This is a genomic window from Zoogloea oryzae (genome assembly GCF_030161255.1).
Taxonomy (GTDB): Bacteria; Pseudomonadota; Gammaproteobacteria; order Burkholderiales; family Rhodocyclaceae; genus Zoogloea; species Zoogloea oryzae.
Genome location: NZ_BSPX01000105.1, coordinates 1 through 10,284, shown reverse-complemented (window position 1 = coordinate 10,284; position 10,284 = coordinate 1). Strand labels below are relative to the sequence as shown.

General features: G+C 67.7%; 9 protein-coding genes and 1 pseudogene. 7 read left to right on the top strand and 3 right to left on the bottom strand.

What is annotated here, in order from left to right:
- Window positions 1-226: pseudogene (locus QQK25_RS21065) on the bottom strand (hypothetical protein); the annotation flags it as partial.
- Between the two features lie 202 nt (window positions 227-428).
- On the bottom strand, window positions 429-1,193 hold the full coding sequence (locus QQK25_RS21060) for a tRNA pseudouridine(65) synthase TruC (RefSeq protein ID WP_284189725.1): 765 nt from the start codon (window positions 1,191-1,193) through the stop codon (window positions 429-431).
- A gap of 98 nt (window positions 1,194-1,291) precedes the next feature.
- Here QQK25_RS21060 and QQK25_RS21055 point away from each other — a divergent pair, with 98 nt between their 5' ends.
- The 4 genes from QQK25_RS21055 (at window position 1,292) to QQK25_RS21040 (ending at window position 5,375) form a co-directional block, all read left to right on the top strand.
- Window positions 1,292-3,400, top strand: a complete 2,109-nt coding sequence (locus QQK25_RS21055; RefSeq protein WP_284189724.1) for a transporter-like protein — start codon at window positions 1,292-1,294, stop codon at window positions 3,398-3,400.
- A 145-nt stretch (window positions 3,401-3,545) separates the two neighbouring features.
- Complete coding sequence (locus QQK25_RS21050; protein WP_153161294.1) at window positions 3,546-4,166, top strand: methyl-accepting chemotaxis protein; 621 nt, start codon at window positions 3,546-3,548, stop codon at window positions 4,164-4,166.
- Between the two features lie 6 nt (window positions 4,167-4,172).
- Window positions 4,173-4,913 (top strand): oxygen-binding di-iron domain-containing protein, encoded by a 741-nt coding sequence (locus QQK25_RS21045; RefSeq protein ID WP_153161295.1) that lies wholly within the window; start codon window positions 4,173-4,175, stop codon window positions 4,911-4,913.
- A gap of 75 nt (window positions 4,914-4,988) precedes the next feature.
- The gene (locus tag QQK25_RS21040) at window positions 4,989-5,375 is read left to right on the top strand and encodes a SirB2 family protein (protein ID WP_284189726.1); all 387 of its coding nucleotides are present in this window, start codon (window positions 4,989-4,991) and stop codon (window positions 5,373-5,375) included.
- Here QQK25_RS21040 and fnr read toward each other — a convergent pair whose 3' ends face one another.
- Window positions 5,376-6,110: a fumarate/nitrate reduction transcriptional regulator Fnr gene (gene fnr, locus QQK25_RS21035; protein ID WP_284189723.1), complete on the bottom strand. Its 735-nt coding sequence runs from the start codon at window positions 6,108-6,110 to the stop codon at window positions 5,376-5,378.
- A gap of 119 nt (window positions 6,111-6,229) precedes the next feature.
- On the opposite strand from fnr, the gene hemN reads away from it, so the two are divergent.
- From hemN to QQK25_RS21020, 3 genes are all read left to right on the top strand, one after another.
- A complete protein-coding gene (hemN, locus tag QQK25_RS21030) occupies window positions 6,230-7,624 on the top strand; it encodes an oxygen-independent coproporphyrinogen III oxidase (protein WP_284189722.1) in 1,395 nt (464 codons plus the stop codon).
- A gap of 87 nt (window positions 7,625-7,711) precedes the next feature.
- Window positions 7,712-8,428: a sulfite exporter TauE/SafE family protein gene (locus QQK25_RS21025; protein ID WP_284189721.1), complete on the top strand. Its 717-nt coding sequence runs from the start codon at window positions 7,712-7,714 to the stop codon at window positions 8,426-8,428.
- 21 nt (window positions 8,429-8,449) lie between these two features.
- The coding region (locus QQK25_RS21020) for a heavy metal translocating P-type ATPase (RefSeq protein ID WP_284189720.1) at window positions 8,450-10,284 on the top strand (1,835 nt) is incomplete at its 3' end.

Here is a 10,284-nt window from a genome sequence, read left to right as displayed (position 1 = left end):
CCTTGCCGAGCAGGTGCCGGCTGGCGATGGCCTGGGCGGCGCGCAGCGGGTCGGCTTCGGTGGCGACGGGCAGCGCCGGCGGGCGCGGCGCGGTGAAGCGCCAGAAGAGGTCGACCGCCACCCACGCCGTAATGGCAAGGGCAACGCCCCACGCCAGCAGGGGGCCAAGACGCGCAGCGCGCGCCAGGGACAGGCGTGACAGGTCGGAACGGTCGGGGAGCTTCATCGGTGAGCCGGGCAAAAGACCGTCAATCTTAGCCGGCCTCGGTTACAGGTGAAAGCACCGTGATGTCGCAAGGTGTTGACGCGACGAACGGCGGGAGCGTCGGGGTGGCTCCATGCGGCGAGCGGACGCTGAGCGGGTGGCTTGATCGTGTTGCCGTAGCCGGGGGTTTCCCGGCAGGCGGGGCGTTCAGGAACGCGGCGTGTCAAGCCGGGTGGGCGGCAGGCAAGTGTGGATAAAGCCCGGGTGGCAGGGCGGTGGTCCAGCCGAGGGCGTCGAGCAGCGCGGCGAAGTCGCCGTCTGGCGGGGCGACCACATCAAGCGGCTCACCGCTGACCGGATGGACGAACTGCATCCGCGCGCAGGCAAGGAGCATCCGGTGGCAGCCGAAGTGCTGCTGGAAGAAGCGGTTGTGGCGGCCCTTGCCGAAGGTGGCGTCGCCGACGATGGGGTGGGACAGGTGCTTGAGGTGGCGCCGGATCTGGTGCTTGCGGCCGGTGTGGGGCGTGAGCTCGACCAGCGCGTAGCGGCTGGTGGGGTAGCGATCCACGGCGAAGGGCAGCTCGCAGGTGGCGAGGGTGCGGAAATCGGTGACGGCGGGCTGGGCGGCGTCGGAGGTCTCGTCGCCCACCCACTCGGCGTCGTCCCGGCGGCGGGTGAGGGCGTGGTCGATGCGCCCGGCTTCGGGCGGATGGCCACGCACCACCGCGAGGTAGGTCTTGGCGACTTCCTGGCGTTCGAACTGGCCGCCGAGCTGGCGGGCGGTGTCCCGGTCGAGGGCGAACACCAGCACGCCCGAGGTGCCCCGGTCGAGACGGTGGGCCGGATGCACGTGGCGGCCGAGCTGGTCGCGCAGCAATTGCACGGCGAAGCGGGTTTCGTGGCGGTCGAGCTCGCTGCGATGGACGAGCAGCCCGGCCGGCTTGTGGATGACGACCACGTGGTCGTCCTGGAACAGGATCGGAAGCATGTTGGGATGGTAAACCGGTGGCCAGGGTCGCGGGGTGGAACCTTCCCGCCCTGCAGGAGGACGAACCTAAATCCATCTTCTCGGGGCATACTTTGCCTATGTCAAATACGTTTACCCTCGACGCGGCGCTAGCCGAGGCCTTCACCCGCGACGCCCTGCTCACCTCCATCCACTCCGTGCTGCCCGAGCAGCGACAGGGGCAGCGCGACCTTCCCAGGCTCGCCGCGCGCCTCGCTGCGCTGGTGGCCGCCGCCGACCTGCCCGACCGGCTCGACGCCTGGCGGGCGCTGACCGCCTGGTTGGCCGGCGGTGCCCTGTGGAGCGATGTGTACATCGATTCGGCCGACGTGCACGGCTCTGCCACCCAGCGTTTCGCGGTGCTGATGGACGTGCTCGCCGCCCATCCCGACCTGGCCGCCGCGGTGCGCCGGGCGATCCGCTGCATCCTCGACGAGACCGACGGGGCCAACCTGTTCGGCGAGGTGGGGATTCCCAGCGACCGGGGCTTTCTGTCGGAGTTCGGCGACCGGCTGACCGCCAAGCTCATCCCGTCGCCCCGGGACGACCACGATCTTTCGCACCTGATGAGCCGCAGCTTCCGGCGCAACAAGGATCTGACCCTCATCCGTGGCCTGCAGCCGTCCACCTTTCAGCGGGCCGTGGATCTGCTGTTCCCGGCTGATGATCCGGGGATGAGCACGGCGCTGAAGGGCGCGATGGCCGATGGTTTCCGGCTGCTCCTGGCCCGGGTCCAGGGGCAGGGCCTGTCCCTCAAGCTGCGGGCCCGGGGCGAGCATCGGCCGGTGGCCCGCTCGCCCTTCCGGCGGCTCGCCGACAGCGGCGAGAATCTGCTTTGCGCCTGGGAGCAGGGCCGCGTGTCGATGCAGCTCGTCGAGGCCTGGCAGCTCGATCTGGCCGCCTGCCGGGACGAGATGCACCTGATCTCCACGCGCCTCGAATCCGAGGGCATCAGCGTGGATATCGTGTATGGGCTGGACGTGCTCGACCGCTGCCTCACGCGGATGGAGACCATCGTCGGGGTGATGGCCGCCGACCCCGGCTCGCCGGGGCCTGTCCTCTTGCTGCTCCAGCAACTGGCCTACGCGGCCCACGAGAGCGCCAGCCTGCGCCATCTGGTGCGGGCCAACTTGCAGCGCCTGCAGCGGCGCATCGTCGACCGCGCGGGCAAGACCGGCGAGCATTACATCGCTGAAAACAACGAGGACTACCGCCATATCTGGACAGCCGCTGCCGGCGGCGGGCTGCTGACGGTGGGCACCGCGGCGATGAAGATGACCGTCGCCGGCGCCGGGCTGGCGCTGTTCCTGGAAGGGCTTGGCTCCGGCATCAACTACGCGGTGAGCTTCCTGCTCCTCCAGGCGCTCGGGCTGATCCTCGCCACCAAGCAGCCGGCGATGACCGCCGCCGCCTTCGCGGCCATCATCCGTGACCGCAAGGGCAACGAGCGCCTCGACGTGATCGTCGATTACGCGGCGTGCATCTGTCACTCGCAGCTGGCGGCGACCATCGCCAACGTGGTGGTGGTGGCCTGCGGCGCCTACGCCTTCGATGCGGCGTGGCGCCTTGCCACCGGGCACGCCTTCCTCACCACCGACGAGGCCCGTTATGTCTTCCATTCCCTCAGCCCGGTCGATAGCGGGACAGTGTTCTACGCGGCGCTCACCGGGGTGATCCTGTACCTCGCGGCGCTGGTGGGTGGCTGGGTGGATAACTGGGCGGTGTATCACCGGCTGCCCCAGGCGATCGCCGAGCACCGGCTGGGCAACCGCTTCGGGCGGCTGCGCATGATGCGGCTCGCCGGCATCGTGTCGCGCAACATGTCGGGCTGGGCGACCAACATCTCCCTCGGGCTGATGCTGGGGATGACGCCGGTGCTCGGCAAGTTCTTCGGGCTGCCGCTGGATGTGCGTCACGTGACGCTCAACTCCGGCATCCTCAGCCTTGCCACGTCGTCCCTCGAGATGAAGTGGGTCGGCACCGGGCTGCTCACGCTGGCGGTGGCCGGCGTCGGGGTGATGTTCGTGCTCAACCTCGGGGTGAGCTTCGCCCTGTCGCTGATGACCGCCGTGCGCGCCTACGATCTGCCCAAGTCCGACCTGCGCGAGCTGCGCCGCCGTCTGTGGCATCGCCTGCGCACCCGGCCGCGGGATTTCCTGCTCCCGCCGAAGCGCCCGGCGGCTTCCTGAGGGTGCTGCGGGGAGGCTCAAGCTTGACGGCATCACGCCGTTAATCTCCCCGCGGCAGCCGGCCGGCTCATCCCGATGGGATCGAGGGCGGCGACCGCTCCGATCGATGCGTCCCACCCATGCGGTCCGTCACCGAGAGCCCCGAATGAATGCGCCCGAACGAAACCTCAAACTGACCAACCACCGCTCCGGCGAGCTTGCCGGCATCGTGCGGGTCAACGAAGAAATCAAGGCCATCGTCGCGACGGCCTTCCGGATCAACCTGATGGCCCTCAACGCCATCTTCCTGGCCAAGCGCGCGGGCAACGCCGCGCTGGGCTTCGGCGTGCTCTCCAACGAACTGCGCCGCTTCGCCCAGGATCTCACCCGACACATGGCCTCGCTGCGCGACATGACCTCCGGCTCGGTGGGCAGCGTCACCGGCGTCGTCCAGCAGCAGCGCAACTCGCGGATCCTCGCCGAGGCGATCCGCCTCGCCGGCGAGGTGCCCGGCGTGCGCGAGGCCCGCAAGCGCGGGATGGCGCGCCTGTCGGCCCAGCAGGTCAAGCTGCGCGCCCTCGACCTGCGCCTGCGCGCGGCGGTCGAGGAGACCCAGCAACTGGTCGAACTGGGCGGCGTGCTGGCCCGCTCGGCCAAGATCGAGGCGGCTTACGGCGGCGGGTTCAGCCCGGCGCTGATGCAGGTCTCGACGGATTTCGCGGAGGTGATCGCGCAGATCAAGCGATCCCTCGAAGTGCTCGGCAAGGAACGGCTCGTAAAGGACTAGGAACCCATGAAGCAGGCTCACTGTATCTTCCAGGAAGACGACCACCGCTGGCTGGCGATCGCGCGCGATGCGACCAAGCCGGGCTACATCATCGACACCAACGAATACGTGATCGTCGATGGCGAGGAGGCGCTGCTGTGCGACCCGGGCGGCATCGAGATCTTTCCGGCGGTCTTCTCGGCCCTGTCGGCAGAGTGCGACCCCACCAAGCTGGCCGGCCTGTTCGCCTCCCACCAGGACCCGGACATCATCTCGTCCCTGGCCCTGTGGCTGGAGTTCAAGCCGGATCTCAAGTGCTACACCAGCTGGCTGTGGCAGTCCTTCCTGCCCCACTTCGGCGGCGAGGACACCACCTTCGTGCCGATTCCCGATCCGGGCATGACCATCAAGCTCGGCAGCCTCGAACTGCAGGCCGTGCCGGCCCATTATCTGCACTCGTCGGGCAACTTCAACCTGTATGACCCGAAGGCCAAGATCCTGTTCTCCGGCGACATCGGCGCGGCGCTGCTGCCGCCCGACCAGGGCGGGCTGTACGTGGAGGATTTCTCCCGCCACATCCGCCACGCGGAAGCCTTCCACAAGCGCTGGATGGGCTCCGACCGGGCCAAGCGTGACTGGTGCGAGCGCGTCTCGCGGCTGGAGATCGACATGCTGGTGCCCCAGCACGGCTCGATCTACCAGGGCGCCGACGTGCAGCGCTTCATCAACTGGTTCGCGGCGCTGGAAGTGGGCGTGCTGCGCGGCTGAAGTTGAGGCCCCGCAAGGACGGGGCAGGGCGGATGCCCGAAAATGTCGTCAAGGCGTAACCCCATCCGAGGCGACATGTACCTGCTCATCAAGCATCTCCACATCACCTGCGTCGTGCTGAGCGGCGCGGGTTTTCTTTTGCGCGGCTGGTGGTCGATCACCGGATCGCCGCTGCTCAAGGCCCGGCTGACCCGGCGCCTGCCTCACGTGATCGACTCGTGTCTGCTCGCCAGCGCCATCGCTCTGGCGTGGATGGCCGGGCAATACCCCTTCGTGGATGGCTGGCTGACCGCCAAGGTGCTGGGCCTGCTGGCCTACATCGGCCTAGGTGTCGTGGCCCTGCGACCGACGCGGCCGCTCGGCGTGCGCGTGGTGGCGCTCGCCGCGGCGGCGGCCGTGTTTTCGTACATTGTGTCAGTGGCGCTCACCAAGAACCCGGCGGGCTGGCTCGCGCTCGTCTGATCAGATGGCGTGGTGGTTCAGCAGCCGCTTGAGCCCCGGGGTGTCAAGGATGCGGATGTGCTTCTGCTGGACCGCCACCAGGCCTTCTTCCTGGAAGCGCGAGAAGGCGCGGGAGACGGTTTCGAGCTTCAGGCCCAGGTAGGAGCCGATCTCGTCGCGGGTCATGCGCAGATGGAACTCGGACGGCGAGAAACCCCGCGCGGTGAAGCGCTGGGACAGGTTGAGCAGGAAGGCGGCGAGGCGTTCCTCGGCGCGCATGGAGCCGAGCAGCATCATCACGCCGTGGTCGCGCACGATCTCGCGGCTCATGATCTTGTGGAACTGGTGCTGCAGGCTCTCGACCTGACGCGACAGCTCTTCGAGGCGGCTGAAGGGGATCACGCACACTTCGCTGTCTTCGAGGGCGATGGCGTTGCACGAGTGGTGTTCGGTGCTGATGCCGTCCAGCCCCAGGACTTCGCCGGTCATCTGGAAACCGGTGACCTGATCGCGGCCGTCCTCCAGAATGACATCGGTCTTGAACGAGCCGGCGCGGATCGCGTAGATCGCCTCGAAGGACTCCCCGGAGCGGTAGAGATGCTGCTGACGCTTGATCTTGCGACGGCTGCCGACGAGCTCGTCGAGCTGGTTTATTTCCCGCGGGTCGAGCCCGAACGGCAGGCACAGCTCGCGCAGATTACACTGGGAACAAGCTGTCTTGATCTCGATAATTGTTGCTGGAATCGCAGAATTCATCTGTACGCTTACCACCTGGACTTGAGAGGATTTACCAACCTTTGGAGCCCTTTGATCCACATCAATACGATTACAGGATGATTCTGCGATCGTTTCGCGGAATTAATAGAAGCACGCCCATGAACGCGACTCAAAAAGATCTGATCTTCGACCCCGAGCTCATTCGCAAGTTTGATGTGAATGGCCCGCGTTACACTTCGTATCCGACCGCAGACCGCTTCGTCGAGGCCTTCAACTCCGACGCGCTGTGCGACTGGCTCGGCAAGAGGTCGATCGGCGGGATTGGCAAACCGCTCTCATTATACTTCCACATCCCGTTCTGCAATACGATCTGCTACTACTGCGCCTGCAACAAAATCATCACCAAGGATCACGGGCGCTCGGCCAAGTATCTGGAGTACCTCGAGAAGGAGGTTGATCTTCAGGTCGCCTGCCTGCAGGGCCCGCGGGAGGTGCTGCAGCTTCACCTGGGCGGCGGCACGCCCACCTTCCTGTCCCACGACGAGCTGCGCCAGCTGATGGGCATCGTGAAGAAGCACTTCACGCTGGTGCCCGACGGCGAGTACTCCATCGAGGTCGACCCCCGCAAGGTCGATGAAGCCACCGTCGCGCTGCTGGCCGAGCTGGGCTTCAACCGCATGAGCGTCGGCATCCAGGATTTCAACCCGGATGTGCAAAAGGCCGTCAATCGCGTCCAGAGCGAGGAAGAAACCAAGCTGGTGATCGACGCGGCCCGCGCCCACGGCTTCAAGTCGGTGAGTGTCGACCTGATCTACGGCCTGCCCAAGCAGAACGTTATCAGCTTCAACCGCACCCTTGAGCAGATCCTGGCCCTGTCGCCGGATCGCCTGTCGATCTACAACTACGCGCACCTGCCGAGCCTCTTCAAGCCCCAGCGCCGCATCGTCGACGCGCAGCTGCCGTCGGGCGAGACCAAGCTGCAGATCCTGCAGCTGGCCATCCGCCGCCTCACCGAGGCCGGCTACGTCTACATCGGCATGGACCACTTCGCCAAGCCGACCGACGAGCTCACCACCGCCCAGCGCCAGGGCCGCCTGCACCGCAACTTCCAGGGCTACTCGACCTACGCCGAGTGCGACCTGCTGGCCTTCGGCGTCTCCGCCATCGGCAAGGTCGGGCCGACGTACGCCCAGAACGTGAAGACGCTGGACGAGTACTACGACATCCTCGACACCGGCCGCCTGCCGGTGCTGCGCGGCATCGAGTTAACCCCGGACGACCTGCTGCGCCGGGCGATCATCCAGGCGCTCATGTGCCACTTCGAGCTGTCCATCGAATCCATCGAGATCGCCCACTTGATCGACTTCAAGAAGTACTTCGCTGCCGAGCTCGCCGACCTGCGCGAGATGGAGAAGGGCGGCCTCCTGAAGATCGACGACCAGTGGATCAGCGTGCTGCCCGCTGGCCGGATGCTGGTGCGGGCCATCGCGATGGTGTTCGACCGTTACCTGCGCTCCGACCGGGAGCGGACCCGCTACTCCAAGGTGATCTGATTCGCCGTCTGGTTGCTCCGGATCGTCAGGACTAAACTATGCGCCCCGTGACCTCGCGGGGCGCTTTTCATTTGCAGGGTTGAAACCATGCCGGAAACCGGTTACTTCGCAGTCTTCCTGATCGGCCTGCTGGGCGGCACCCACTGCGTGGCCATGTGCGGTGGCATCGTCAGCGCGCTCACCGTGCAGACGATCCAGATGCCCGGCCAGAAGCGTCGCGAGTGGCCGCTGCACCTGGCCTACAACCTCGGCCGGATCGGCAGCTACACCCTGGCCGGCGCGGCGATGGGCGCCATCGGCACGGTGGGCATGCTGTTCAACGACATCCTGCCGATCCAGCTCGCCCTGTACGTGGCGGCCAACCTGATGCTGGTGGCGCTGGGGCTTTACCTCACCGGCTTCACCCGCGCGCTGGCGGGGGTCGAGAAGCTCGGCCAGCGGCTGTGGAACCGCATCCAGCCGCTCACCCGGCGCTTCCTGCCGGCACGCTCGGTGGCCCAGGCGTTTCCGCTGGGGGCGCTGTGGGGCTTTCTGCCCTGCGGGCTGGTGTACAGCGTGCTGGCGACGGCCCTCGTCACCGGCTCGGCCGAGCGCGGCGCGGCGCTGATGCTGGCCTTTGGCCTCGGCACGCTGCCCAACCTGATGCTGGCGGGCCTGGTGCTCAAGCGCCTGCGCGACGTGGTGCGGAACCAGGCGGTGCGTACGGGGTCTGGACTGGTGGTGCTCGCCTTCGGCGTCTATGGTCTGGTGACGACGCCGTCGCTGGGCAGCAAGCTGTGGAATGGCGTGGTGTGCCATTTCTGACCCAACACTGGAGTACGCGGGATGAGCGAGCCGGCTGACGTGCGTTACGACCTGCCGGTGTCCGGCATGAGCTGCGCCGCCTGCGCGGTGCGCCTCGAAAAGGTGCTCAACCGCCTGCCAGGCGTCGACGCGAAGGTGAATTTCGCCACCGAGAAGGCCCGCATCACCGCCACGCCCGGCGGCGCGCCGGCCGCCGACATCCTCGGCGCGATCCGCAAGGCCGGCTTCGACGTGGCGCCCCAGGTGCTGGAGCTTGGCATCGGCGGCATGAGCTGCGCGGCCTGCGCGGCACGTATCGAGAAGGTGGTCAATCGATTGCCGGGCGTGGATGGCAACGTCAATTTCGCCGCCGAGACGGCCCGGGTGCGCTTCACCCCGGGGCTCACCGATCCGGCCGTCATCGTCGGCGCCATCGCCAAAGCCGGCTTCACCGCCACGCCGATCGCTGGCCGTGACCGGGAGGCGGAGCGGGCCCGCAAGGAAGCGGAGTTCCGCGCCGAGCTGCGGTTGTTCTGGATTTCGGCGCTGCTGTCGCTGCCTTTCCTGGCTCAAATGATCGGGATGCTCGGCGCCGGCGCAAGCGGCTCGATGCATCACGACGAGTGGCTGCCACGCTGGGCGCAGCTGCTGCTGGCGACGCCGGTGCAGTTCTGGATCGGGCGGCGTTTCTACAAGGGTGCGTGGTCGTCGCTGCTGGGCGGCGGCGCCAACATGGACGTGCTGGTGGCGCTGGGCACCAGTGTGGCCTACTTCTTCAGCCTCGCGGTGGTGCTGCTGGATCGACACGATCTGCACGTCTATTTCGAGGCCTCGGCCAGCATCATCACCCTGGTGTTGCTGGGCAAGCTGCTGGAAGCCCGGGCCCGGGCGCGCACTTCGGCGGCGGTCGAGGCGCTGTTGCGCCTGCAGCCGCCCACGGCGCGCATCGAGCGCGACGGGCAGATCGTCGAGTTGCCGGTGGAGCAGGTGGTCGCCGGGATGGTCTTTGTGCTGCGGCCGGGGGATTCGGTGCCGGTGGATGGCGAGGTGCTGTCGGGCGAATCGTCGGCCGACGAGGCGATGCTCACCGGCGAGAGCGTGCCGGTGGCCAAGGCGCCGGGCGACAAGGTCTTTGCGGCCACCGTGAATGGCGCCGGCGTGCTGCGCTGCCGGGCGGTGGGCGTGGGCGCCGAGACGCTGCTGGCGGGTATCGTGCGGCTGGTGGAGCAGGCTCAGGGCGGCAAGCCGGCGGTGCAGCGGCTGGCCGACCGCATCGCGGCGATCTTCGTGCCCACGGTGGTGGCGATTGCCTTCGCGACCTTCTTCGCCTGGTGGTGGATTGGCGGCGAGCTGGCGCCGGCGCTGGTCAATGGCGTCGCGGTGCTGGTGATCGCCTGCCCCTGCGCGTTGGGCCTCGCCACGCCGACGGCGGTGATGGTGGGTACGGGGCAGGGCGCCCGGGCGGGCATTCTGGTACGCAATGCCGAGGCGCTGGAGCTGGCCGAGAAGATCCGCACGCTGGTGGTGGACAAGACCGGCACCCTCACCGAAGGCCGGCCGGCGGTGCTGGACGTGCGCGTGGCGCCGGGCGCCAGTCGCGCCGACATGCTGGCGCTGGCGGCGAGCCTGGAAGAAACCAGCCATCACCCGCTGGCCCAGGCGGTGGTGGCTGCCGCGCGGGGCGAGAACCTGAGCTGGGCCGCAGCCGAGGCCGTGCAGGCGGTGGGCGGCAAGGGCGTGATTGGCCGCGTGGATGGCCGCGAGGTGGCGGTTGGATCGCCGGATTTCCTTGCCGAGCGGGGGGCGGCGCTGCCGGCCGAGGTGCTCGATCCGCTCCTGGCCGCAGCCCTCACGCCGGTGGGCGTGGCGGTGGATGG

What these genes read in the sequence shown, in the direction of transcription:
- QQK25_RS21055 (WP_284189724.1), top strand. Translation starts at nt 1,292, where the DNA reads ATGTCAAATACGTTTACCCTCGACGCGGCGCTAGCCGAGGCCTTCACC.
- QQK25_RS21025 (WP_284189721.1), top strand. Translation starts at nt 7,712, where the DNA reads ATGCCGGAAACCGGTTACTTCGCAGTCTTCCTGATCGGCCTGCTGGGC.
- QQK25_RS21050 (WP_153161294.1), top strand. Translation starts at nt 3,546, where the DNA reads ATGAATGCGCCCGAACGAAACCTCAAACTGACCAACCACCGCTCCGGC.
- QQK25_RS21040 (WP_284189726.1), top strand. Translation starts at nt 4,989, where the DNA reads ATGTACCTGCTCATCAAGCATCTCCACATCACCTGCGTCGTGCTGAGC.
- fnr (WP_284189723.1), bottom strand. Translation starts at nt 6,110, where the DNA reads ATGAATTCTGCGATTCCAGCAACAATTATCGAGATCAAGACAGCTTGT.
- QQK25_RS21045 (WP_153161295.1), top strand. Translation starts at nt 4,173, where the DNA reads ATGAAGCAGGCTCACTGTATCTTCCAGGAAGACGACCACCGCTGGCTG.
- hemN (WP_284189722.1), top strand. Translation starts at nt 6,230, where the DNA reads ATGAACGCGACTCAAAAAGATCTGATCTTCGACCCCGAGCTCATTCGC.
- QQK25_RS21060 (WP_284189725.1), bottom strand. Translation starts at nt 1,193, where the DNA reads ATGCTTCCGATCCTGTTCCAGGACGACCACGTGGTCGTCATCCACAAG.